Here is a 22,665-nt window from a genome sequence, read left to right on the forward strand (position 1 = left end):
CGGAGGGACCGAGCATAGCGCAGCGGGGGGCCGTCACCGCGCGCGGTATCCTCGCGGGTTGTCCCCCGCGCCAGGCATCTGGCAGCGGCGACCTGACCGACGATGCACTTCACGCGACCGTGGTACGACCTTCGCGCCGGTGAGGAAGGCCACCGGCGCTTCGACATCGCGATCGCGATGTCGGTGCTGCTGCACGCCGCGGCGCTGTTCCTCGTGGCGCCGACGGTGCTGAAGCACGCGCTGACGCCCGGCGAAGTCGAGGGTCCGGTGTCCGCGCCGATCTCGGTCTCGCTCGCGCCGCGCCCACGGCCTCCGGTGCCCCAGGTGGAACCGGTGTCACCACCTCCGTCCCCGCCCCCGGCAACGGCGCCGACGCCGCGCCGTGAGCGACCGGCGGCCCGGCCGACGTTGCCACCGATGGCGTCGATCCCCGCCGAACCCTCGCCGGAGACACTGAAGGTGCCTCCTCCCACGCTCGTGCCGCTGCCGCCGCCCCCGCGGCCGACGCCCCGGCCACCGTCGCCGCCGGTCGAGACCGACCTCGCCGCGTACATCGCCGCGCGACGCGCCGAGCGCGGGGAGCCGAGCCCCGCGCCCGCGGCACAAGGCGAGGCGGCCCGCCGGGATCGCGCGCTCGAACGCAACCTCGCGAGCCTCAACACGCCGCGACCGTTCGTCGGCAATCCGAAGAGCGGGGGCGGCCTCTTCCAGGTCACGCTGAAGAGCTACGACTTCGCGGAGTTCCGCTTCTTCGGCTGGAGTCCCGAAGCGCGGCGCCGGGCGCCGCAGCGCTTCGAAGTCCGCAAGGGCGACAACCCGACGATCGACATCGCGATCGTCAAGCGCATGATCGAGATCATCCGCCAGACCGAGAAGGGCGACTTCGTGTGGCGCTCGGAGCGCCTCGGCCACGAGGTCACGCTCTCGGCGCGGCCCGAGGACACGCAACGCCTCGAGGAGTTCCTGCTGCGGGACATGTTCGGATGAACGCCCGCCGCGCGTTCCTCGGACGCGCGATGCGCACGCTCGCCTGGGGCCTCCTGCCGGTCACCGCGCCCGCAGCGCGGGCTGCGGACGCAGCGAAGATCCTGCGCGTGGCGGTGTTCGACATCGACACGCTCGACCCGCAGCAGTACAGCGACCAGCCGTCGTTCTCGGTCATCCAGGCGCTGTTCGAGCCCGCGTTCGAGTGGGACTACCTGTCGCGCACGCCGAAGCTCACGCCGCTCACCGCGGCCGGACCCGCCGAGATCACCGATGCCGGACGCACCTGGACGATCCGCCTGAAGCGCGGGATCCGCTTCATCGACGATCCGGCGTTTCGCGGCGAGCCGCGCGAACTCGTCGCCGACGACTACGTCTACGCGTACAAGCGCTGGCTCGACCCGAACCTGCGCCGCGGCGGGCAGCCGGTCCTCACCGACCTCATCGTCGGAGCCCGACCGGTCGTCGACGCGGCGAAGCGGAACGGCCGCCTCGACTACGACGCGCCGATCGAGGGCCTGCGCGCGGTCGACCGCTACACGATCCGGATCCGGCTTTCCGGGGCGAACTATCCGGCGTTGGAGGACATGCTGGGCTTCGTCGGCGCACTGGCGCGCGAAGTCGTCGACGCGGCCGGAGGCGACATCCGGTCACGTCCGGTGGGCACCGGACCGTACCGGCTGCGCGAGTGGAAGCCCGGCTCGAAGCTCGTGCTCGAGGCGAATCCCGTCTACCGCGAAGCTGCGTTTCCCGCGAGCGCCGATCCCGCGGATGCCGCGCTCGTCGCGTCGATGCGCGGCAAGCGCGTGCCGTTCGCCGCGACGGTCGAGGTGAACATCGTCGACGAGGATTCCACCCGCCTGCTGATGTTCGAACGCGGCGACCTGGACTTCGTCGAACTGCGCGGTGAAATCGCCACACGCCTGCTCGCGGGCGACCGGCTGCTCCCCGCGGTCGCCGCGCGCGGCATCACGCGGCAGGTGCACGCGGAGCCGTTCCTGTTCGCGTTCTACTTCAACATGAAGGACCCGACGCTCGGCGGCGACAGCCGCGAACGCGTCGCGCTGCGCCGCGCGATCGCGATGGGCTTCGACAGCGGGCGGTTCACGCGGATCGTGATGGCGGGCCAGGCGATCCCCGCGAACCAGTTCGCCCCGCCGGGCACCACCGGCCACGACCCGGCGATGCCCGCGGCGTCGATCCACGACCCGGCCACCGCGAATGCGCTCCTCGACCGTTTCGGCTACGGGGAGCGCGACCGGGACGGATACCGGCGCGGTCCCGACGGCGAACCGGTCACGATCACGCTGTCGCTGCGGACCGGCGGCATGTCGCGCGACCTGCAGACGCTGTGGCGCCGGAACCTGGACACGCTGGGCCTGCGCACCGCGTTCGAACTCGCGCCGTTCCAGGAGGTCATCCGCAACGTCGAACTCGGGAAGTTCCAGATGTACATGGGAGGCTACGGCGGATCGCCGTCCGGCTACAACGAATTCGCGCAACTGCACGGCATCGAGCCGATGCGCGTCAACAGCGTGCGTTTCGCGAACGCCGACTACGATCGCGCCGCCGCGGCGTTCCTGCGCGCCGGCACCGAGCGCGAGCGGATCGACGCGGCACGGACGATGAACGCGATCGCGCGCACGTACATGCCGATGCTGCCCGCGTACTTCCGTCTGGAATCGGCCTACGTCCAGCCGTGGCTCTCAGGCTTCCGGCCACAGCGGTTCTCGACCTACTGGAAATATCTCGACATCGACCCCGCGAAGCGACGCCGGGAATGATCGACGACTTGCAACTGTTAGCGCTGGCACAGGCGGTCGCCTCGCCCGGTCGGCACCGGCGGCGCCCCCGATCCGCAACGCGCCATCGTCAAGCTGTACGACCGGTCAGGCTGCCGGCGTGGAGCGCCCGTCGGCAGGGCACGTTGCCCGTACAACTTCGAGGAGGGTTTCGATGAAAATCACCGATCCGGTCCGGCGTTCGACGATTCGCGCACTCGCGTTCGCGGGCGCCGCGGCGGCGCTCGCCGCCTGCCAGTCGATGGAGATGCCGAAGTCCTACACGCAGACCGTCGCGCTGACCGGCGCGCAGGAGGTTCCGGCGACGGCGACCGGCGCCTCGGGCTCCGGCAGCGTCACGGTCACGCCCGAAGGCATGGTCACCGCGACGATCGTCGTCAACGGCATGAGCGCGACGGCCGCGCACATTCACATGGCGGCTGCAGGCGCCAACGGTCCGGTCATCGTCCCGTTCGTCAAGACGGCCGACAACACGTTCTCCGCGCCCGCGGGCGCGAAGATGACGAGTGAGCAGTACGCGGCCTACAAAGCCGGCCGGACCTACGTCAACGTGCACAGCGCCGCGCATCCCGCGGGAGAAGTGCGCGCCCAGCTCAAGGGCCAGTGACGCCGGCCCCGGTGCCGGACCGGCGTCCGACACCGGGAGCGTGACGCGCAGGAAGGTCAGACGCGCGGTTCGCCGCGCCCGTTGACGGTGATCGTCGCGCCCGGCGGGAACGAGAGCTGCGCCGTGTAGTTGCGCCCGCGGAAGCGGTAGACGACGTCCCAGTAGGTCGGCTGTCCCGATCCGGGGATGGTCTGGCACTTCTGCACGCCGCCCTGACCTCGACCCGCCACCGTCGAACCGGCATAGGCGCCTCCCACCGCGCCGATCGCCGTGGCGACGTCGCGTCCGGTGCCGCCGCCGATCTGGTGGCCGAGCACCCCGCCCAGGATGCCGCCGATGACCGCCCCGGCGACCTGGTCGCCGCGATGCTGCTGCGGCTCGACCCAGCAGCGCTCTTCGGGCGGACCCACGACCGCGCGCACCGAAATCACGTCGGCCTGGTAGAGCGGCTCGCCGTAGCGCGGGTAGTACGCGTAGTTGGGTGGCGGCGCCGGCGGGTAGCTCCCCGCGACGTTGCCGCCGACGCGCCGCAACGACGAGATGCTTCCCTCGAGCCCCATCGCGTAGAGCGACGGGTACTGGCCGGGCGTGAGCACCGTGCAGCGACCGCCGAAATGGGCGTCGGCGCAGAACTCCCAGCGCCCGCGATCGATGATCACCGACCTCGTCTTGTCGTTGAAGCCGTAGGGATCGAGGTTCGGCGTATCCCAGTTGATCAGGTAGTTCGCGCCGCGGAAATGGTCCTGCGCATAGAGCGTGACCTGCGCGGCCGCGAAGGGACTCGCGAACACCGCCGCGGCGATGCATGACCGGAAGAGCGTGCGCAGCATGGGTTTTCCCCGGGGGTCGAGTTCGCAAGTGTAGCGAAGTCCGGGATCGGCCGGGCGCCGCGGCCTCCGCGGACCATCGGCGCCACGCGGGTAGACTTGCGCGTGCATGGGACGCGTCGCCATCAAGCCCGCCTGGGTGCTCCAGGGCCCCGACGGCGACCACTTCGAGCCGCGGCTCTTCGGCTTGCTGCAGGCGATCCGCGACAGCGGCAAACTCACCTCGGCGTCGCAGGCGGTCGGCCTGTCGTATCGCCACGCGTGGCAGCTCCTCTCGCGCTGGGCCGCGATGCTCGGCAGCGACCTCGTCGTCAGGGAGCAGGGCAAGGGCACGCGGCTCACCCGGCTGGGCGAACGCCTGCTGTGGGTCGAGCAGCGCACGCAGGCGAGCCTCTTCCCGCAACTCGAGAACATCGCCTCCGAGCTCAACGTCGAGATCCGCCGGGCGCGCCGCGCGCCGCAGCCGCTGGTGCGGGTGCACGCGAGCCACGGCTACGCGATCGAGCGGCTGCCCCGGCTCATGCCCGCCGACGCGCACGCCGACATCGCGCTCAAGTACGTCGGCAGCGTCGAGGCGCTCGCCTCGCTGGCGCGCGGGACCTGCGAGATCGCCGGCTTCCACGTTCCGATCGGCGACATCGCCGCGGCGTTCTGGGCCGAGTACGCACGATTCATCCGCCCGCGCCAGCAGCGCGTGATCCGGATGGTGCGGCGGACGCAGGGATTGATCGTCGCGCCGGGCAATCCGCTGCGCATCCGCGACCTCGCCGACCTCGCGCGTCCGCGCGTGAAGTTCGTCAACCGGCAGCCGGGGTCCGGCACCCGCGTGCTGTTCGACGCGCTCCTCGCGGGGCGGGGCATCGCATCGCGCGCGATCCGCGGCTACGACACGGCCGAGATCACCCATGCCGCGGTCGCGGCCGCGGTGGCGAGCGGAGTCGCGCACGCGGGACTCGGCGTCGCGCCCGCGGCGCACGCGTACAAGCTCGACTTCATCCCGATCGTCGAGGAACGCTATCTCCTCGCCTGCAAGGCCGCATCGCTGGACTCCCCTGCGGTGCAGTCGATCGTGGCGTTGCTGCGAGGTTCCGCGTTCCGTCGCTCGATCGACGCGGTGCCCGGCTACCGGCTGGACCAGCCCGGCGACGTCGCCTCGTTCGGCGAGCTCTTTCCCGACGCCTTCGACGCGCGCCACGCGCGGACTCGTCCACGTCATGACCGACAGGCTCAAGGCGCGGCTTGATCCGGGCGTGGGCCTCGGACGCGACGCGGCGCACCCGGTGCCGCGCGAACTCCTCGATCTGCTTCGCGGCATCCGCAGGCATGGCTCGCTCGCGCTCGCGAGGCGGGACGCCGGGATGTCGCATCGCTACGCATGCACGCTGATCGAACGCTGGGAGACGATCTCCGGCCGGCGGCTCGCGGTCCTGTCGCGCGGCCGCGGCAGCGCACTCACGCCGTTCGGATTGAAGCTCGCCGGCATCGACGCGTGGTTGCACGAACGTGTCGGCGCGAGGTTCGCCCGCCTGTCGGAAGAACTGGCCGACTACCTCGACGTGCCCGAGGCGCCGCCCGCCCCGCGCCTGCGGCTTCGCGCGAGCCACGACCTCGCCGTCCTGAAGCTGCACGAGCGGCTCGCCGGGCAACTCGCGATCGACCTCCGGTTCCAGGGCGGCCTCGCGAGCCTCGACGCGCTCGCGGCGGGCGAATGCGACCTCGCGGGATTCCATGTTCCGGATCCGCCGTCGCTGCTCGGCCACCTGCTGCCCGTGTACCGGTCCCGCCTCGACGAGCGCGAGTACCGGTACCTGCGGCTCCTGTCGCGTCACCAGGGCATGATCGTCGCGCACGGCAACCCGCAGCGCATGCGCTCGCTCGCCGACCTCCTCCGACCCGGCCTGCGCCTCGCGAACCGGGAGCGCGGATCGGGAACGCGACTGCTGTTCGACGCGCTGCTCGCCTCGCGGGGCATCACGCCGGAGGCCATCGAAGGCTACGAAAGCGAGGGGCTCACGCACATGGCGACCGCCGCGCGCGTGCGGTCGGGCACGGCGGACGTCGCGTTCGGCATCGAGGCCGCGGCGCGTGCGCACGACCTCGGGTTCGTGCCGGTGGCGAACGAGCACTACTACCTCGCTGCGCCGATCCGCAGTACCGCGGCGGACGCGCTCGACACGCTCGCGCGTGCCGCCGACACCGTCGTGTTCCGGCGTGCCATCGCGCGCATCGGCGGCTACGACGTCGCGCACGTTCCCGCGCGGACGACGCTCGCGCGGATCCTGGGCGACCGCCCGTCGGGCGGATCCGGGCGACACCCGGATGCCGGGGCCGCCGGTCGCGTCACGCGTCGATCGCGAGTTCCTTGAGCGCCGAGAGCGGAATCACGGCGAGCGTTTCCTCGTGCGTCGCCGCGAGCACCACCGGCGGCGCCACGCCGGCCTCGTAGGCCTGCCGCCAGGTCGCGGCGCACACGCACCAGCGATCGCCGGGCGAAAGCCCCGGGAAACCGTAGCGCGGCGCGGGCGTGACGAGGTCGTTGCCCTGCTCGCGGGCGAACCGCAGGAAGTCGCGCGTCATGCGCGCGCAGACGACGTGCAGGCCGTGGTCGTCAGGACCGGTGTTGCAGCAGCCGTCGCGGAAGAAGCCGGTGCGCGGCGCCATCGAGCACGGCTCGAGCGCGCCGCCCAGCACGTTGCGGTCGGCGACCCGGTCGCGCGCGGCATCGGAAGCCATCCCGACATGATAGTCCGGATCGCGCGGCGGATGCGATCGAACCGTCGCGGCGCACCGGCCCCTTCGGGGCATGAACGCGCGCCTGCTATAATTTCGGGTTCCCTTCGTTTCGCGCGCGCACTTCGACGGTGTGCATGCGCCACCGCTCCCCCATGGCAACGAGATCGAAACACTCAAGACCCGCGCGCGCCACGTCCGTCCCGGCAGCGACTCCCGCACGCAAACGCCGCGACGGCAAGGTCCTCGTCGACCTGGCGCTCCAGGGCGGCGGAGCCCACGGCGCCTTCACCTGGGGCGTGCTCGACCGCCTGCTCGAGGAATCCTGGCTCGCGATCGACGGCATTTCCGGCACGTCGGCGGGCGCCATGAACGCCGCGATCCTCGCCGACGGCCTCGCGCACGGCGGGCACGACGCCGCGCGCGAGGGGCTCGCGAGCTTCTGGAAGCGCGTCGCCGACGCCGCCGCGATGAGCCCGCTGCAGCGCGGTCCGCTCGAGGTCATGTCGGGCGCCTGGACGCTCGACTACTCGCCGGCGTTCGTCGCGATGGAACTCGCCTCGCAGGTGCTCTCGCCCTACAGCATGTTCATGGTCGAGAACCCGCTCGGCCGCATCCTCGCGGAGTCCATCGACTTCGAGCGGCTGAACGATTCGCCGGTCAAGCTGTTCGTGACCGCGACCAACGTGCGCACCGGCAAAGGCCGCGTGTTCCGCAACAGCGAGATCACGCCGGACGTGCTGCTCGCTTCCGCCTGCCTGCCGACGCTCTTCCAGGCGGTCGAGATCGACGGCGAGTCGTACTGGGACGGCGGATACTCGGGCAATCCGTCGATGTACCCGCTGATCCGCGAATGCTCGGCGTCCGACACGATCATCGTCCAGATCAACCCGATCGAGCGGCCGGGAACACCCCGGACGGCGCGCGAGATCCAGAACCGCCTGAACGAGATCTCGTTCAACGCCACGCTGCTCAAGGACCTGCGCGCGGGCGCGCTGATGCGCAGCGTGCTCGACGCCGGGAGCGCGGAAGGCCGGATGTGGGCCAACATGCGCGTGCACCGGATCGCGTCCGACGTGATGCTGAAGCTCGGCTACTCGTCGAAGCTCCTCGCCGAGTGGCCGTTCTTCATGATGCTCCGCGACGAGGGGCGCGCGGCCGCGTCGGCGTTCCTCGACGCCCATCGAGGCGACCTCGGCGTGCGCTCGACGCTCGATTTCGACGCCATCCTCGAAGGCATCTGAGGCCGGGACGGACATGGGACTCTTCGGCATCCTCGCGGGCCTCGCCGTCCTGGTGTGGCTGTCCTTCCGCGGCTGGAGCGTGCTGGTGCTCGCGCCGCTCGGCGCGCTCGTCGCCTCGGCGTTCGCCGCCCAACCGCTCCTCGCCCACTGGACGCTCACCTTCATGGGGGCTGCGGCCGGCTTCATCGGCCAGTTCTTCCCGCTGTTCCTGCTGGGGGCGATCTTCGGCAAGCTGATGGACGACAGCGGCGCAGTGACGTCGATCGCGCGGTTCATGACCGAAAAGCTCGGCCCGAAGCGCGCGATCCTCGCGGTGGTGCTCGCGGGCGCGGTCGTCACCTACGGCGGCGTGAGTCTCTTCGTCGCGATCTTCGTCATCGTCCCGATGGGCCAGGCGCTGTTCCGCGCCGCCGACATTCCCAGCCGACTCCTGCCGGCCACCGTCGCGCTCGGCACGATGACCTTCACGATGAGCGCTCTTCCGGGCACGCCGGCGATCCAGAACGCGATTCCGATGCCGTTCTTCGGTACGACGCCGTTCGCCGCCCCCGGACTCGGGATCGTCGCCTCCGCGATCATGGCGGGCTTCGGACTGTGGTGGCTCGGCCGCGCGACCCGACGGGCGCGCGCGGCCGGCGAAGGCTTCGCGCGGCGTGACGCGACAGCGAAGGAAACCACGCCGTCGATCGACGAACCCGAACTGCGCGCCCGCGCGAGCGCCGCGAGCGGCTTCGACCCGGCGGAGATCGAGGACGCCGCTCCCGCGTTCCAGTCGCCCTCTCCGCTCGTGGCGATCCTGCCGCTGCTGGTGGTCATCGTCGTCAACCTCATCGCCTCGCTCATCGTGGTGCCGCGCCTCGACTTCGAGCGCATCGGCGCGCTGCGCTTCGACCAGGATGCGTTGTTCGCCGCCAGCGGCGTCTGGGGCGTCCTGTTCGCCCTCGCCTGCGGCATCGTCGCGGTCGTGGCGCTGAACCGCAGCCGGTTCGCGTCGGTCCGCGCGAGCGTGGACACCGGTGCCCACGCGTCGGTCCTGCCGGTCGTGAGCGTCGCGAGCCTCGTCGGCTTCGGCGCGGTGGTGGCCGCGATGCCCGCGTTCGCGGAGGTGCGGGACTGGGTGCTGCAGATCGAGGGTGGACCGCTCGTCTCGCTGGCGCTCGCCACCAACGTGCTGTCGGCACTCACCGGTTCCGCCTCCGGCGGCCTCACGATCGCGCTCGACACGCTGGGCGACACCTACCTCAAGCTCGCGACCCTGATGGGCATCGATCCGGGGCTGCTGCATCGCGTGGCCGTGATCGGCGCCGGCACGCTCGACAGCCTGCCGCACAACGGCGCGGTGGTGACGCTGCTGTCGATCTGCGGCTGCTCGCACAAGGAGAGCTACCTCGGCATCGTGATGGTGGCGATCGTCGGAGCGATCATCGCGCTCGTCGCCGTGATCGCGCTGGGTTCAACCGTGGGATCGTTCTGACGCGCTGCGCGAAGGGTAGAATCCGCAGGTTCGCGACGCATCGTCGCATCGGAGAATTGCATGAAGCTTGAAACAATCGGATGGACGTTTGCAGGCGTCCTGCTCGCCGCCGCGGCGACTCCCGCGCTCGCGCAGTCGAGCGTCACCTACGGGCGCGTGACCGCCCTGCGCAACGTCACCGTCGACAGTTCGAACGCGCAGATGGGCGGTGCGCTCGTCGGAGGCACGGTCGGACTGGTCTCGGGACGCAATCGTTCGAGCAGCAACCAGGCGCTGCGCGGTGTCGGAGGCGTGTACGCGGGCCGGCGGATCGGCGGCGCGATGGGTTCGAGCCAGGCCATCGAGTACACGGTGCTCATGGGGAACGGTACGACGACCACGATCGTCTCGGACCAGACCGGCAAGCGCATCGGCGACTGCGTCGCGATCGAACGCGGTTCGTTCAACAACATTCGTCTCGCCGACGACGCGCGTTGCGCGCCTCCGGCGCGCCAGACCGCCGCGGCGCCCGCCCCGGCTCCTGCCGCCGCGCCCGCCGCGGCGGTCCGGGAAGCCAGCGCCTGCGACCAGGCGAAGGAGCAGTTGCTGCAGGCGAACACCGACGAGGAGTTCGACCGCGCGGAGCGGCGCATGCGCCTCCTGTGCGGCGAATGATCTGCCCGACTGATCCTGCCTGCGGCGCGCCCGAAGTTCGCGATCCGGTCAGCGCGCCGGGCGGATGCGCGGCGTCTGACCGGCGTCCGGCAGGAGTTTCGCGAGTTCCGCCCCGGCGAGCAGCGTGATGCGTTCCTTCGCCGCGAACGCGCGCGCCGGATCGGAGAGTTCGCCGCCGAGCACGTAGATCGCCTCGCGCGCATCGCGGGCCTCGCGCAGCGCGACGAGTTCCTCGAGCGGCGCGAGTCCGGTGCGCGCGGCCTTCCAGCGACGGCCGCTGACGACCGATCGGCGGCCCTCCTTCGCGATCTCGAAATCCGCGGCGGCGGCGTCGATCCGGCTCACCTCGTAGCCGTCGCGCCGGAACCCCTGCTGCAGCGCGTCGGCGAACGCGCTCCACGACATCGCGCGCACCGCGTCCAGCGTGGCCCCGACCCGCTTCGCCGAGGGCGCGCGCAGTTGCCGCGAGAGGGCGATGACGGCGATCACCAGGAACGGTGCGCCCGAGAAGAGGCCGACCGCCCGCCAGGTCGCGGGCAGGACGGCGAGGGCGAGCCCGCAAAGGCCCGCGACGATCGCCGCGCTGATCCACCACGGCGAGCGCAGCAGGATCGCGAAGAGCGAGTTCTCGTTCATCTTCCACTGCATGGCGTCTCGCGGGGTCGGAACCGGTGAACGCGGATGCTACCGCGCGCCCGCCAAGAGCGCGACGGCCGCGAAGAAGGTCAGGAACGCGAACGCGGTCGACACGAGGATGATGCGCGCGATGCGCCCGTTGTCGGCGCAAAACCGCTCCGCGAGCATCGCCACGTTGGACGCCGACGGCAGCGCGGCGACCAGCACGATCACGCCGAGCGCGAAACGGTCGAGCGGCACGCCGAGGTCGATCGCGCTCGAGCCGATCGCCAGCACCAGCAGCGGATGCACGACGAGTTTCAGCAGCGCCACCGGCACGAACTCGGCCCATGGCGTGGGACGATGCACCTCCATCTGCGAGCGCGCCAGCACCGCGCCGATCGTGAACAACGCCGCCGGCGACGCCGCGTCCGCCAGCAGCGCGACGGTCTGCATGACCGGCCCGGGCAGGACGACGCCCGAGGCGTAGACCGCAACGCCGGAGAGGATCGCCCACGGCAGCGGGTTGACGACCATGCCCTTCAGCGCCGCACGCAGCGCACCTCCGGAACCGCCGTCGCCGGCGCCGCCGAGTTGCGAGAGCGCGATGCAGACCGAGCTCGTGAACAGGAGGTCGATCAGGATCGTGGCCATCGCCGGGCCAGCCGCGGCCTCGCCCAGCAACGCGACGAGCAACGGCACGCCCATGTAGCCGGTGTTGGGGAACGCGGCGACCAGCGCCCCGAACGCCGCATCGTTCCAGCCGATCCGCGGCGAAATCGTCACCGCGACGGTGAACGCGACCATCACGGCGGCGCAGCCGAGGTACACCGCCGCGAGCCCGACCGTGAGGTCGCGCAGGATCGGCGTCGTCGCGCCGAACCGGAACAGCATGCACGGCAGCGCGAAGTACAGTACGAAGCCGTTCAGGCCGGGGATCGCGGAGGGCGGCATCATGCCGCGCCGCGTCGCGAGGTAGCCGCACAGGACCAGCGCGAAGAACGGAAAGGTGATGCCGAGGATCGCGAGCACGGGCGCGATTGTCGCAAATTCGCCGCCCACCGGAGGGCGCCTCTGCCAGGCGGGAACCGCACGGCCGCAACGCGGCACGCTCCGGACCGGGCGGGCCGCGGTACGCCAGCGGTCGGATGCCGTTGCGCACGCGTCCTCCCCTCGTTTAGGCTCTCGCTCGTCCCGATCCAGCCCGCCGAAACTCCGCCGCCACGAGACCCATGATCACGATTCCCAAGCCGACCGCCGCAGTCACGTACGCAGCGACTTTCATGGCGTTCGTCGCTCTCGCCTTCGCCATGCCCGTCCGGGCGCAGGCCCCGGAAGTCATCACGAGCTTCGCGTCCGCCCAGGGCAACGGCAGCTACGCGTTCGCGAGTTCGACGCCGAAGACGCTGCTGGAACTCTTCGGCGGCAAGGCGCCGAAGGACGTGAACATCGTCGGCCACCTGTTCCTGCCTTCCGGAACGGATCGCGCGCCCGCCGTCGTCCTCGTGCACGGTTCGGGCGGCGTCTACCCGGCGTACCTCGACTACTGGCCGAAGAGGCTCAACGCCGCGGGGTTCGCGGTGTTCGCGCTCGACCTGTTCGGCCCGCGCGGCGTCTCCAGCACCGCCGACGACCAGACGCTGGTGCCCTCCTCCGCGGACCTCGCCGACGCGTTCAACGCGCTCGCACTCCTGGCGACGCACCCTCGTGTCGATCCGAAACGGATCGCGGTCATGGGATTCTCGCGCGGAGGCGCGGTCGCGTGGCGCTCGTCGCTCGAGCGGGTGATCCGCTCGCAGAAGCTTCCGGACGGGCTGCGGTTCGCCGCGCACGTCCCGGTGTACACCGGAGGGTGCACGGGCTCCCAGCGCGTCGTCGTGAAGCCGGGCGTGTTCGCGAAGGAGCCGATGCTGTTCATCCACGGCGACGCGGACGACTACACGCCGATCGAGCCCTGCAAGTCCTTCGCCGACGAAATCCGCCAGGCCGGCACGCCGGTCGAGTTCGTCGTCATACCCGGCGCCCACCACAAGTTCGACGCGGACGACCTGCGGCGCCACTACAACCGCTCGGTCGTCCGCTCCAAGGCCGACTGCCCGATCCGCGTCGACATCGACACCTTCGCCGCGTACGACAGCCGGTCGGGCGCGCGCCTGCAGGGCGACGCCTACCGCGACATGGTGAAGGAGTGTGCGGCGCAGGGCGCGAACACCGAGGGCAACCACCGCGCGCGCGACAAGGCCGCCGACGCCGCGGTCGCGTTCCTGAAGCAGACGCTGGCGCGCTGACCGGCGTCCCGATGCCGGTCCCGCGTCAGGCCGCCGGCGGGCGCGTGGCGAACATCGAGTCGCGACCGCCGAACCACGCGAACCAGGCCGCGGCGTTCGGGTGCCGGTCGCGCCATTCGAGCGACGCGAACCGGAGGTCGAGGTAGCCCAGCGCGCAGGCGAACGCGATGGTGCCGATGTCGACGCGGTCGCCGAACCCGGTGGCGCGACGCTCGAGGTCGGCCAAACCGCACGCGACCTTGTCGAGCTGGCCCTCGATCCAGGGGCCCCAGCGCATCGCCTCGGGGCGCGCGGTCGTCTCGTAGCGTGTCAGCAGCGCGGCGTCGGTCATGCCGTCCGCAATCGACTGTTCGACCAGCGCATTGAAGCGGGCCGGGGCGTCCGGCGGGAAGATCTCTCCGTCGGCGAGCAGGTTCAGGTACTCGCAGATGACGCGACTGTCGTGCAGCACGGTGCCGTCGTCGGCGACGAGCGTGGGCACCTGCGCGAGCGGATTGAGCGGAACGAGCGTGCGGTCGCGCTCCACCGGATGGGCCTTCGCCGCGACCGTTTCGATGCGATCGCGCAGCCCGAGTTCATGCGCGCAGACCAGGCACTTGCGTGCGAACGGCGACGTGGCGGCGTAGTAGAGCTTCAACGGACCCTCCCCGGAGTTCAGCCGGCAGGAATGGCGCGCACCGACAGCACGCCGCCGATCGAGGCGATCGCGCCGATCGTGGCCTCGCCCGGGGCGCTGTCGGTGTCGACCAGCGTGTAGGCCATCTCGCCGCGCGAGCGGTTGACCATGTTGTGGATGTTGAGCCCGGCGCCGGCCAGCGTCGAGCTGATCTGGCCCAGCATGTTCGGGACGTTCGCGTTGGCGATCGCGATCCGGTGCGGCGCCTCGCGCTCCATCTCGACGTTCGGGAAGTTGACCGAGTTCGCGATCGTCCCGTGCTCGAGGAACTCGCGGATCTGGTCGACGACCATCGCGGCGGAGTTGTCCTCGGCCTCCGCGGTCGATGCCCCGAGGTGCGGCAGCGCGACGACGCCCCGCTCCCCGATCAGCTTCGCGGTCGGGAAGTCGGTGAAATAGGCGCGCAGTCGCGAGGCACGCAACGCCGCGATCGCGGCGTCCTCGTCGACGATCGCGTCGCGGGAGAAGTTGAGGAGCGTCATCCCGGGCTTCGCGAGCGCGAGGCGGCGCGCGTCGACCAGGTGGCGCGTCACCGGCAACAGCGGGACGTGCAGGGTGACGAAGTCCGCCGACTTCATCACTTCGTCGATCGAGTGCGCCTTGCGCACCGACGCGGGCAGGCGCCAGGCGGCGTCGACGGTGATCTCGGGGTCGAAGCCGATGACCTTCATCCCGAGCCGGATCGCGACGTCGGCCACCAGGCCGCCGATCGCCCCCAGGCCCACGATGCCGAGCGTGCGCTGCGGCAGCTCGACGCCCGCGTACGCCTTCTTGCCTTCCTCGATGCGCGCCTCGAGGTCCGGCGCGCCGCGGTCGAGACTCTCGACGTAGCGGATCGCCGGCACCAGGTTGCGCGCCGCCATCAGGATCGCGGTCAGCACGAGTTCCTTCACCGCATTGGCGTTGGCGCCCGGCGCGTTGAACACCGGCACGCCGCGCGCCGACAGCGCCGCGACCGGGATGTTGTTGGTGCCCGCGCCCGCGCGCCCGACCGCCTTGACGCTCGGCGGAATCGCCATCGCGTGCATGTCGTGCGAGCGAACGAGGATCGCGTCGGGATGCTCGACGGCCTTGCCGACCGTGTAGCGGTCGGCGGGAAAGCGCGCGAGGCCCTGCGACGAGATCGCGTTGATCGTGAGGATCCGGTGCATCGCGCTTCAGCCGTGGCGGCGCTCGAAGTCCTTCATGTAGTCGGCCAGCGCCTGCACGCCCTCGATCGGCATCGCGTTGTAGATCGACGCCCGGATGCCCCCGACCGCGCGATGGCCCTTCAACTGGATCATGCCGCGTTCCTCCGCGCCCTTCAGGAAGGCCGCGTCGAGCTTCTCGTCGGGAAGGCGGAACGGCACGTTCATCCGCGAGCGGTCGGACTTCCGCACCGGAGTACGATAGAACCCGCTCGCGTCCAGCACGTCGTAGAGGAGCTTCGCCTTCGCGATGTTCTTGCGCTCGATCGCGGGCAAACCGCCCTGGGCGAGCAGCCACTCGAACACGAGCCCCGCGATGTAGATCGCCCAGGTCGGCGGCGTGTTGAGCATCGAGTCGGCCTCGGCCTGCTCCTTCCAGTGGAACGCGGAGGGGCAGATCGGCAGCGCGCGGTCGAGGAGGTCGTCCCGCACGATGACGACCGTCAGGCCCGCGGGCCCCATGTTCTTCTGGGCGCCGCCGTAGATGACCCCGTAGCGGGCGACGTCGACCGGGCGCGAGAGGAGGTGCGACGACATGTCGGCGACGAGCGGCACCGCGCCGGTATCCGGCGTGAACGGGTACTCGACGCCGCCGATCGTCTCGTTGGTGCATACGTGCACATAGGCGGCCGACGGATCGAGCTTCCAGGTCTCGCGCGCGGGCACGCAGGTGAAACCCTCGGCTTCCGACGAAGCGGCGATGTTGACCGTCGCGTAGCGCTTCGCCTCCTTGATCGACTTCTTCGACCACTCGCCGGTGTTCACGAAGTCGATGCTCGTGCGCCCCCCGAGGAGGTTCATCGGGACGATGGCGTTCTCGCCGATCGCGCCGCCCTGCAGGAACAGGACCTTGTAGTTCGCGGGGATCGCGAGCAGCGTGCGCAGGTCGGCTTCGGCCTTGGCGGCGATCTCGATGAACTCCTCGCCGCGGTGGCTCATCTCCATCACCGACATGCCGCTGCCGCGCCAGTCGAGCATTTCCGCGGCGGCCTGGCGCAGCACCGGTTCGGGGAGCACGGCGGGGCCGGCGCTGAAGTTGTGGATGCGCATGGGAGGCGAGCGAATTCCGGAAGCGCCGATTGTATCGGAAGGGGTCATGCCTCCCGTTCGGACACGCGAGAATCGGGCCGCCGGATGCGCCCGCCTCGACCTACCTGCGGCGGTCGCGGCCCCGGGACGAGTACCAGCGCTTCTTCGCCTCGTACATGCGTTCGTCGGCCCGGGAGAGCGTCGTCTCGATGCGCTCGCCCTCGTGCCAGACGGCTGCGCCCAGCGCGAACTCGAGTCGCGCGCCCTGGTAGTACTGGTTGTTGAGGTCCACGAGACTCGCGATGCGCTCGACCAGCGCGACCGCCTCGGCCTCGTCGCCGCCCGGCACGAGCAGCGCGAACTCGTCGCCGCCCAGGCGCGCCGCGACCATCGTGTCGGTGACGGCCTTCGCCAGCACCTCGCCCGCCCGCCGCAGCAGCGCGTCGCCCGCGGCATGGCCGTCCTGGTCGTTCACCACCTTGAGGCCGTTCAGGTCGGCCATCACGACCGCCACCGGATGGGGACCGGTGCGCTCGAGCCGCGCGAGTTCGCTCTCGAAGAACGAGCGGTTCGCGAGCTGGGTCAGAACGTCGTGCTTGCCGAGGTACTCGAGGTAGGCCTCGGCCTTCTTGCGCGCGGTGATATCGGTGAGGGAGACGAGGACGAGTTCCCAGTCGGCCTCGTGCCCGGGCATCACGGTAAACTGCATGTAGACGTTCACGCGCTCGCCGCCGAGCGTGTAGTTGACCACCTCGCGCTGCTGGACGAGCCGCCCGTCCCACAGATCGATCAACTGCTCGGCGAAATGGGTGCGCATGTCGTCGCGGAACACCTCGTCCAGCCGCGTGAGCAGCGCCTCGCGGCTCGGCGCACCGAACATCGTGAGCGTGCGGCGGTTCACGTCCATCACCCGGATCTCGCGCATGCACTGCGAGACGAAGTCCGGATGCACCGACAGGAAGGTCCGGAGATCGGTGATCCCCCGCGCGCGGAGGTCGGAGAGCCGCCGGCGAATCGCCGAGAAGTCCTCGACCCACAGCGAGACCGGAGAATCCTCGAAGAGGCCGCGCGCGTAGGCTTCGCTCCGCGCGAGATTGCGCTCGGCGCGCGCGCGGGCGGTCACGTCCTCGATCGCCACCAGCACGCGGTCCCAGCGCTCCTCGTGGCCCGGCAGCACCGTCCCGTCGAGCAGGAGGTCGAGGCGTTCCCCCGACAAGGCGTAGTTCACCGTCTCGCTCGAGAAACGACCGCCGCCCTCCCACAATTGCGCGAGTTCCCCGATGTGTCCGTCGGCCATGTCGTCGCGGAAGACCCGCGGCAGGTTCGCGACGAGATGGTCCTGGTCGCGGGCCCCGTAGAGTTCCAGTGTGCGCCGGTTGACCCGGACCAGACGGATCGCCTGCATGCAGGCGTCGATGCGCGAGCGATCGGCCCGCAGGTGCGCCACGAGATCGGTGATCCCGTCCGCGCGCCAGCGTTCGAAGAGCGCCTTGACGCCGCTGTAGTCCTCGAGCCACAGCGACACCGGCGCGAGGTCGAACATCGCCTCGTAGTCGTTCGGGAGAAAGACCGGCAGCGGGCGTCCGAGGGGCGGCATCGTGGGGCAGGTTGTGACGCGCCGTGTCCGCGGCAGGACGATGGAGCGTCGCCGCGCGGTCGCGCCCGGCGACAGGCGCAAGGGCCGTGCCCGCGGCCGAGCCGCTCAGCGAGCGCCGCGTCCCGACGCTTCGCTGCCCGCGGACTCGAGCAGGTAGGCCCGGCTGTCCTCGAGGAAGTGCGGACCGTCGTCGGAGCGGATCGCCGTACCGACGCCGTCGGCCGTGAGCACTTCGAGCAACAGCGCGCTCGGCACACCGCCGTCGATCAGGTGCACCGACCGCACGCCGGAACGCACCGCAGCCACGGCGGCGATCGCGCGCTCGCGCACCTCGGTGTCGATCCGCCCCGTGGCGACGAGGCCTTCGACCTCCTTCGCCGCCAGGATCGGCACGAGCCGGCCTTCGCTGCCCACGAGCCCGCGGGTGTTGGTCATCAGGATCAGCTTTTCGGCGCCGAGCGCACGGGCGAGTTCGCCGGCGAGCCGGTCCGACAGGATGTGGAACGCGGTCCCGTCCTCGCCGACGCCGAGCGGCATGACCACCGGAACGAACGAGCGCGACAGCAGCAGGTTCACGAGTTCGACGTCGATCGATGCGATGTCGCCGACGTGACCCAGGTCCAACTCGGGTTCGCCCGGCGCGGGAAGCTCGCGGCGCTTGACCGCGCGGATGAAGCGGCCGTCCTGGCCGTTGATTCCGACGGCGCGCCCGCCGTGCTGGTTGATGAGGCCGGTGAGTTCCTGATTCAGTTCGTCCAACGCCATCTCGACGACGGTGAGCGTCTTCGCATCGGTGACGCGCAATCCCCGCGCGCGCCGGACGGGCATCCCCATCGAGGCGAGGACCTCGTCGATGCGCCAGCCGCCGCCGTGCACGACGACCGGCTGCATCCCCACGAGCCGCAGCAGGGCGACATCGCGCGCGAAGTTGGCCTTGAGCGCCGGATCGGCCATCGCGGCCCCGCCGAAGCGGACGACGATGACCCTGCCGTGGTAGGCGCGCAGATAGGGCAGCGCCTCGGCGAGCGTGCGGGCGGTGGCGGCGGCGCTGGGCATGGTCGGACGGGGACGCAGGCCCGATGGTACCGAACCACGGACCGCCTGCGCGCATGCCGTGCGCGCGCACTACGGAGCCGAACGCGTGCGCGGCCGCGTCCCGACGGACTACTCGCGCATCTCCTCGCGCTGCTCCAGGTCGAAGCGCAGTTCGGCGAGGTCTTCGTCGAGCGCGTCGCGCACCGAGACGATACCGATCGGCCGCCCCTGCTCGACGACCGGGAGGTGCCGGAACCGGCCTTCATGCATCACGCGCAACGCGCGCAGGAACGGCTCGTCGGGAGTGAGCGTCTGCGGCTCGCGCGTCATCACCTCGGAGAGCCGCGTCGTCGAAGGATCGCGCTCGGCGGCCAGCACGCGGAACAGCGCGTCGCGTTCGGTGAAGATCCCGACGAGCCGCGTGCCATCGACGACGACCACCGAGCCGACGTTGCGCTCTTTCATCTGGCGCGCCGCCTCGACCACCGTGGCGGTCCGGGTCACGGTCACCGGCGGCCGGCCGGCGACGATCGTCCGCAGCGAGCGCATGGTCCCCTCCTGACGTCTTCCTCGAACGGACATTGGGCGCCGGCCGCCCGGTTCCGTCAAGGGGGGCTGGCACGCCGTTCCGATCGACCCGGCGGCGCAGCGTGTCGGTTCGCTGCCGACCGCGCGCCTCGCCGTCAGTAGCCGGCCGGGTTCGGGTAGCGAAGCTGCACCGCCGCGATGTCGGAGAGCGTCGCCGCGTCGAGTTCGACTTCCGCTGCCGCGATGTTCTCGTCGAGCTGCGCGAGCGTCGTGGCGCCGAGAATCGTCGCTCCGACGTACCAGCGCGAGCGCAGCCACCCGAGCGCGAGTTCGACCATCGAACGTCCATGGGTGCGTGCGACTTCGGCGTAGGCTTCGCAGGCTTCGTGCACGATCGGTTTCCGGTAGCGGGTGCCGACGCTGTCGAACCGCACGTAGCGGGCGCCGCGCGGGGTCGCCCCGCCCCGGTACTTGCCGGTCAGCAAGCCTCCGGCGAGCGGACCGTACGCGAGCACCGAGAGGCCTTCGCGGAACACCGCTTCGGCGAGGTCGCCCTCGACGGCACGCGACACCAGGCTGCAACTGTTCTGCACGGTGACGGGCCCCGGAACCGAGAGCTCGCGCGCGATCCGGCGGGCCTCGCACACGCCCCATGCGGTCTCGTTCGACAGGCCCCAACTGCGGATCTTCCCGGCGTCGATCATCCGCGCCATGCCCTCGACCTGCTCGCGCATCGCCGGTCCCTCCCGCTCCAGCGACGGATCGAACACGGCCGCGCCGAACTGGGGGACGTTCCGCTGCGGCCAATGGATCTGGTAGAGGTCGATGCAGTCGAGACGGAGGCGCGACAAGCTCGTGGCCACCGCTTCGGCGATCGTGTCGCGGGTGAGGTCGGTGCGGCCGTCGCGGATCCAGGGGCGCCGCCCCGGGCCCGCGACCTTGCTTGCGATCACGAGGCCCTCGCGTCCGCGCTTCCCGATCCACGTGCCGAGGATCGACTCGGTGCGCCCCTGCGTCGCCGCGGTCGCCGGCACCGGATACATCTCGGCGGTGTCGATGAAGTTGATGCCGCGCGCGAGCGCGAAGTCGAGCTGCGCGTGCGCGTCGGCCTCGCTGTTCTGCTCGCCCCAGGTCATGGTGCCGAGGCACAACTCGGAAACGTCGAGCGGGATGCCGGGCAACGTGCGGTGACGCATCGGATGTGCTGGAGGGTCAGGCGGGCGCGGTCGCCGCACCGTGGCCGGACGCGCCCGGCTTCGACCGGCGCACGATCGCCGTTCCCGACTTGTCGGGAATGCGCACGATGCTCTCCGGCCGCGTGGCGAAGAAGGCGTCGACCGCCTGCGAGACACCCGTCCAGGCTCCGCTGCCGTAGTCGTGCATGATCAGGAAGCCGCCGGGCGCGAGGCGCGGATAGAAGAACGCGAGCGCGTCGGCGGTCGGCTGGAAGAGGTCGGCGTCGAGGTGCACGAGCGCGAAGACCTCGTCATCGGGCACGGCACCCGCGGTTTCGGGGAAGCGTCCCTTGCAGGCGCGCACGTCGCCGGTGTCGCCCACGTGGCGGAGCACCGCCTCGAGCGAGGTGTCGTCGAAGCGGAACGTCGCCGCCTTGCGCTCCTGGGCGAGGTCACGTTCGTCGAAGCCTTCGAAGGTGTCGAACAGCCACAGTCGACGCTCCGGCAGGAGTTCGTGCAGCAGCCTCGCCGTGGTGCCCTTGTAGACACCGAGTTCGGCGAGGCTCCCCGCGATGCCTTCGCGTTCGAGAACCGCGGCGTTCTCCAGGAACATCACCAGCCGCGCGAGGTCCGCCCGGTCGTTGCGCGGATTCCGTTCGACCCACATCGCGCGCCAGCGCGCGAAGTCGAACCCGTCCTTCGCCATCCATTCGGGCAGGTGCTGCACCGCGTAGCTGCCGGACGCATCGGCGGCAGACACGCCGCCGCGGCGCACGAGCGACCGGAGTTGGCGCTGCAGGAACCTCCGCGGGAGCGTGGACGTCACCGTGCGACCGGGGCCGCGGGCCGACCGGTCAGCCGACCTTCGCCTCGAGGTGCGGCGTGACGAACGAGACGAGCTGCTGCTTGCTCAACGCTCCGACCGCCCCCTGCACCGCCTTGCCGCCGCGGAACATCACGAGCGTGGGGATGCTCCGCACGCCGAGCGCCCCGGGGATCTCGCCGTTCTCGTCGACGTTCATCTTGACGATCTTCAGGCGCCCGGCGAACTCGGCATCGAGTTCCTCGAGGATCGGGGCGACGGCGCGGCAGGGTCCGCACCACGGCGCCCAGAAATCCACGAGCACGGGAACGTCGGACTCGAGCACGTCGGTCCGGAAGCTGGCGTCGCTGACGTTTTGCATGGGGGCTCCGTTTTTCGGCATCATGCCATGGTCGGGACGACCGGCGCCGGATTCAACGTCCGCGGGTGCCTGGCCGACCGACGAGGAACGACGTTGCCGCCGCCCGCCCCCGCCATGCGCCCTGCCTCGCACTGCCGCTCCTGGCTCTTCGTTCCCGGCGGCGACGACGACGCGCTCGCGGCGGCCCCGTCGTCGGGCGCGGACGTCCTGATCCAGGAACTCGAGGACTTCACCCCGCCGCAGCGCCGCGCGCACGCGCGCGCGGCAGCCCCCGGGGTCTTCCGCGCCTGGCGCGCGGCCGGCGCGGTCGCGGCGGTGCGCGTCAACCCGCTCGACGGCGACGGCCGTGACGATCTCGCGGCGGCGATGCGGGGCGCGCCCGACGTGGTCGCACTGCCGAAGGTCGCCGATCCCGCCGACGTCGCGCGTCTCGACGCCGAAGTGACGCGCCTCGAGCGCGAACTCCGGTTGCCGCTCGGCTCGACGCGGCTGCTGCCCAACATCGAGTTCGCCCGCGGTCTCGTGCAGACGATGGCGATCGCGGCCGCGAGCCCGCGCGTGCAGGCGTGCCTCCTCGCCTCCGAGGACCTGGCCGCCGACCTCGGCGCCGAACGCGCACGCGACGGCGCCGAACTCGCCTATGCCCGCCAGCGCTTCCTCGTCGAGTGCGTCGCCGCGGGCGTCACCGCGGTCGACGCTCCCTACACCTGGACCGACGCGGAAGGGGTCGAGCGCGACACCCGCTGGGCACGGCGCCTCGGATACCGCGCCAAGAGCCTCGTCGACCCGGCCCACGCCGGAATCGTCAACGGCGTGCTCACGCCAGGCGCCGCGGAGGTCGACCACGCGCGGCGCCTGATCGCGGCGTTCGAGGCGGCGCGCGCCCGCGGAAACGGTCGCGCCGAACTCGACGGATCGCTCGTCGAAGTTCCGGCCTACCAGACTGCGCTGCGCCTGGTCGCCCGCGCTTGCGAACTCGGCGCGGCGGGGCCGCGGCCCGCCCGTCCGCCCCGGGGAAGCTCCGCGTAA

Annotated in this window: 23 protein-coding genes; 10 read left to right on the forward strand and 13 right to left on the reverse strand. The window is 71.0% G+C overall.

Going from position 1 to position 22,665, the window contains the following annotated elements; genetic code table 11:
• The first annotated feature begins 102 nt into the window (after window positions 1-102).
• The 3 genes from HS109_05400 (at window position 103) to HS109_05410 (ending at window position 3,393) form a co-directional block, all read left to right on the forward strand.
• Window positions 103-987 (forward strand): hypothetical protein, encoded by an 885-nt coding sequence (locus HS109_05400; protein MBE7521805.1) that lies wholly within the window; start codon window positions 103-105, stop codon window positions 985-987.
• Window positions 984-2,768 carry a hypothetical protein gene (locus HS109_05405; GenBank protein ID MBE7521806.1) on the forward strand — a complete coding sequence of 595 codons (1,785 nt, stop codon included), beginning with the start codon at window positions 984-986 and terminating at the stop codon, window positions 2,766-2,768. Before HS109_05400 ends, HS109_05405 begins: the two co-directional genes overlap by 4 nt.
• A 172-nt stretch (window positions 2,769-2,940) precedes the next feature.
• A complete protein-coding gene (locus tag HS109_05410; GenBank protein ID MBE7521807.1) occupies window positions 2,941-3,393 on the forward strand; it encodes a CHRD domain-containing protein in 453 nt (150 codons plus the stop codon).
• Between the two features lie 56 nt (window positions 3,394-3,449).
• Here the strand turns inward: HS109_05410 and HS109_05415 are convergent, their stop codons facing one another.
• Window positions 3,450-4,223: a glycine zipper 2TM domain-containing protein gene (locus HS109_05415; protein MBE7521808.1), complete on the reverse strand. Its 774-nt coding sequence runs from the start codon at window positions 4,221-4,223 to the stop codon at window positions 3,450-3,452.
• A 106-nt stretch (window positions 4,224-4,329) separates the two neighbouring features.
• On the opposite strand from HS109_05415, the gene HS109_05420 reads away from it, so the two are divergent.
• Entirely contained in the window at window positions 4,330-5,463 is a 1,134-nt protein-coding gene (locus tag HS109_05420; protein ID MBE7521809.1) for a helix-turn-helix transcriptional regulator, read from the forward strand.
• Entirely contained in the window at window positions 5,435-6,586 is a 1,152-nt protein-coding gene (locus HS109_05425; GenBank protein MBE7521810.1) for a helix-turn-helix transcriptional regulator, read from the forward strand. The genes HS109_05420 and HS109_05425 overlap by 29 nt, the downstream gene beginning before the upstream one ends.
• Here HS109_05425 and HS109_05430 read toward each other — a convergent pair.
• Window positions 6,561-6,953, reverse strand: coding sequence for a DUF2237 domain-containing protein (locus tag HS109_05430; protein MBE7521811.1), 393 nt, complete (start codon window positions 6,951-6,953; stop codon window positions 6,561-6,563). The genes HS109_05425 and HS109_05430 overlap by 26 nt on opposite strands.
• A 152-nt stretch (window positions 6,954-7,105) precedes the next feature.
• On the opposite strand from HS109_05430, the gene HS109_05435 reads away from it, so the two are divergent.
• From HS109_05435 to HS109_05445, 3 genes are read left to right on the forward strand one after another with little or no spacing between them, the layout of a single operon-like run.
• On the forward strand, window positions 7,106-8,194 hold the full coding sequence (locus HS109_05435) for a patatin-like phospholipase family protein (protein MBE7521812.1): 1,089 nt from the start codon (window positions 7,106-7,108) through the stop codon (window positions 8,192-8,194).
• 13 nt (window positions 8,195-8,207) lie between these two features.
• Window positions 8,208-9,668 carry a GntP family permease gene (locus tag HS109_05440; protein ID MBE7521813.1) on the forward strand — a complete coding sequence of 487 codons (1,461 nt, stop codon included), beginning with the start codon at window positions 8,208-8,210 and terminating at the stop codon, window positions 9,666-9,668.
• Between the two features lie 60 nt (window positions 9,669-9,728).
• Entirely contained in the window at window positions 9,729-10,322 is a 594-nt protein-coding gene (locus HS109_05445) for a hypothetical protein (GenBank protein ID MBE7521814.1), read from the forward strand.
• 48 nt (window positions 10,323-10,370) lie between these two features.
• Here the strand turns inward: HS109_05445 and HS109_05450 are convergent, their stop codons facing one another.
• The gene (locus tag HS109_05450; protein MBE7521815.1) at window positions 10,371-10,970 is read right to left on the reverse strand and encodes a restriction endonuclease; all 600 of its coding nucleotides are present in this window, start codon (window positions 10,968-10,970) and stop codon (window positions 10,371-10,373) included.
• A gap of 36 nt (window positions 10,971-11,006) precedes the next feature.
• On the reverse strand, window positions 11,007-11,969 hold the full coding sequence (locus HS109_05455) for an AEC family transporter (GenBank protein MBE7521816.1): 963 nt from the start codon (window positions 11,967-11,969) through the stop codon (window positions 11,007-11,009).
• Window positions 11,970-12,169: 200 nt separating this feature from the next.
• On the opposite strand from HS109_05455, the gene HS109_05460 reads away from it, so the two are divergent.
• Window positions 12,170-13,225, forward strand: a complete 1,056-nt coding sequence (locus tag HS109_05460; protein MBE7521817.1) for a dienelactone hydrolase family protein — start codon at window positions 12,170-12,172, stop codon at window positions 13,223-13,225.
• Window positions 13,226-13,250: 25 nt separating this feature from the next.
• Here HS109_05460 and HS109_05465 read toward each other — a convergent pair whose 3' ends face one another.
• The 9 genes from HS109_05465 to trxA all read right to left on the reverse strand — a co-directional run bounded on the left by HS109_05465 (window position 13,251) and on the right by trxA (window position 21,657).
• Window positions 13,251-13,862, reverse strand: coding sequence for a glutathione S-transferase (locus tag HS109_05465; GenBank protein MBE7521818.1), 612 nt, complete (start codon window positions 13,860-13,862; stop codon window positions 13,251-13,253).
• A 17-nt stretch (window positions 13,863-13,879) separates the two neighbouring features.
• Entirely contained in the window at window positions 13,880-15,052 is a 1,173-nt protein-coding gene (locus HS109_05470; protein MBE7521819.1) for a phosphoglycerate dehydrogenase, read from the reverse strand.
• A gap of 6 nt (window positions 15,053-15,058) precedes the next feature.
• On the reverse strand, window positions 15,059-16,138 hold the full coding sequence (gene serC / locus HS109_05475) for a 3-phosphoserine/phosphohydroxythreonine transaminase (GenBank protein ID MBE7521820.1): 1,080 nt from the start codon (window positions 16,136-16,138) through the stop codon (window positions 15,059-15,061).
• Between the two features lie 100 nt (window positions 16,139-16,238).
• On the reverse strand, window positions 16,239-17,714 hold the full coding sequence (locus HS109_05480) for a diguanylate cyclase (protein MBE7521821.1): 1,476 nt from the start codon (window positions 17,712-17,714) through the stop codon (window positions 16,239-16,241).
• 105 nt (window positions 17,715-17,819) lie between these two features.
• Window positions 17,820-18,770: an acetylglutamate kinase gene (gene argB / locus HS109_05485; GenBank protein ID MBE7521822.1), complete on the reverse strand. Its 951-nt coding sequence runs from the start codon at window positions 18,768-18,770 to the stop codon at window positions 17,820-17,822.
• Between the two features lie 108 nt (window positions 18,771-18,878).
• Entirely contained in the window at window positions 18,879-19,298 is a 420-nt protein-coding gene (locus HS109_05490) for a CBS domain-containing protein (GenBank protein MBE7521823.1), read from the reverse strand.
• A gap of 134 nt (window positions 19,299-19,432) precedes the next feature.
• Window positions 19,433-20,473, reverse strand: a complete 1,041-nt coding sequence (locus tag HS109_05495; GenBank protein MBE7521824.1) for an aldo/keto reductase — start codon at window positions 20,471-20,473, stop codon at window positions 19,433-19,435.
• Between the two features lie 16 nt (window positions 20,474-20,489).
• Window positions 20,490-21,278, reverse strand: a complete 789-nt coding sequence (locus HS109_05500) for a class I SAM-dependent methyltransferase (GenBank protein MBE7521825.1) — start codon at window positions 21,276-21,278, stop codon at window positions 20,490-20,492.
• A 28-nt stretch (window positions 21,279-21,306) separates the two neighbouring features.
• Window positions 21,307-21,657: a thioredoxin gene (gene trxA, locus HS109_05505; protein ID MBE7521826.1), complete on the reverse strand. Its 351-nt coding sequence runs from the start codon at window positions 21,655-21,657 to the stop codon at window positions 21,307-21,309.
• Window positions 21,658-21,750: 93 nt separating this feature from the next.
• Between trxA and HS109_05510 the strand changes: the two genes are divergently transcribed.
• Window positions 21,751-22,665, forward strand: coding sequence for a CoA ester lyase (locus HS109_05510; protein ID MBE7521827.1), 915 nt, complete (start codon window positions 21,751-21,753; stop codon window positions 22,663-22,665).

It is taken from the genome of Burkholderiales bacterium (assembly GCA_015075645.1).
Lineage (GTDB): Bacteria > Pseudomonadota > Gammaproteobacteria > Burkholderiales > Casimicrobiaceae > VBCG01.

Excerpts from the sequence above, each read along its gene's own strand:
- HS109_05460 (MBE7521817.1), top strand. The coding sequence starts at position 12,170 with ATGATCACGATTCCCAAGCCGACCGCCGCAGTCACGTACGCAGCGACT.
- serC (MBE7521820.1), bottom strand. The coding sequence starts at position 16,138 with ATGCGCATCCACAACTTCAGCGCCGGCCCCGCCGTGCTCCCCGAACCG.
- HS109_05435 (MBE7521812.1), top strand. The coding sequence starts at position 7,106 with ATGGCAACGAGATCGAAACACTCAAGACCCGCGCGCGCCACGTCCGTC.
- HS109_05420 (MBE7521809.1), top strand. The coding sequence starts at position 4,330 with ATGGGACGCGTCGCCATCAAGCCCGCCTGGGTGCTCCAGGGCCCCGAC.
- HS109_05405 (MBE7521806.1), top strand. The coding sequence starts at position 984 with ATGAACGCCCGCCGCGCGTTCCTCGGACGCGCGATGCGCACGCTCGCC.
- HS109_05400 (MBE7521805.1), top strand. The coding sequence starts at position 103 with ATGCACTTCACGCGACCGTGGTACGACCTTCGCGCCGGTGAGGAAGGC.
- HS109_05480 (MBE7521821.1), bottom strand. The coding sequence starts at position 17,714 with ATGCCGCCCCTCGGACGCCCGCTGCCGGTCTTTCTCCCGAACGACTAC.
- HS109_05470 (MBE7521819.1), bottom strand. The coding sequence starts at position 15,052 with ATGCACCGGATCCTCACGATCAACGCGATCTCGTCGCAGGGCCTCGCG.
- HS109_05445 (MBE7521814.1), top strand. The coding sequence starts at position 9,729 with ATGAAGCTTGAAACAATCGGATGGACGTTTGCAGGCGTCCTGCTCGCC.
- trxA (MBE7521826.1), bottom strand. The coding sequence starts at position 21,657 with ATGCCGAAAAACGGAGCCCCCATGCAAAACGTCAGCGACGCCAGCTTC.
- HS109_05415 (MBE7521808.1), bottom strand. The coding sequence starts at position 4,223 with ATGCTGCGCACGCTCTTCCGGTCATGCATCGCCGCGGCGGTGTTCGCG.
- HS109_05410 (MBE7521807.1), top strand. The coding sequence starts at position 2,941 with ATGAAAATCACCGATCCGGTCCGGCGTTCGACGATTCGCGCACTCGCG.
- argB (MBE7521822.1), bottom strand. The coding sequence starts at position 18,770 with ATGCCCAGCGCCGCCGCCACCGCCCGCACGCTCGCCGAGGCGCTGCCC.
- HS109_05450 (MBE7521815.1), bottom strand. The coding sequence starts at position 10,970 with ATGCAGTGGAAGATGAACGAGAACTCGCTCTTCGCGATCCTGCTGCGC.
- HS109_05510 (MBE7521827.1), top strand. The coding sequence starts at position 21,751 with ATGCGCCCTGCCTCGCACTGCCGCTCCTGGCTCTTCGTTCCCGGCGGC.
- HS109_05425 (MBE7521810.1), top strand. The coding sequence starts at position 5,435 with ATGACCGACAGGCTCAAGGCGCGGCTTGATCCGGGCGTGGGCCTCGGA.
- HS109_05490 (MBE7521823.1), bottom strand. The coding sequence starts at position 19,298 with ATGCGCTCGCTGCGGACGATCGTCGCCGGCCGGCCGCCGGTGACCGTG.
- HS109_05430 (MBE7521811.1), bottom strand. The coding sequence starts at position 6,953 with ATGGCTTCCGATGCCGCGCGCGACCGGGTCGCCGACCGCAACGTGCTG.
- HS109_05440 (MBE7521813.1), top strand. The coding sequence starts at position 8,208 with ATGGGACTCTTCGGCATCCTCGCGGGCCTCGCCGTCCTGGTGTGGCTG.
- HS109_05495 (MBE7521824.1), bottom strand. The coding sequence starts at position 20,473 with ATGCGTCACCGCACGTTGCCCGGCATCCCGCTCGACGTTTCCGAGTTG.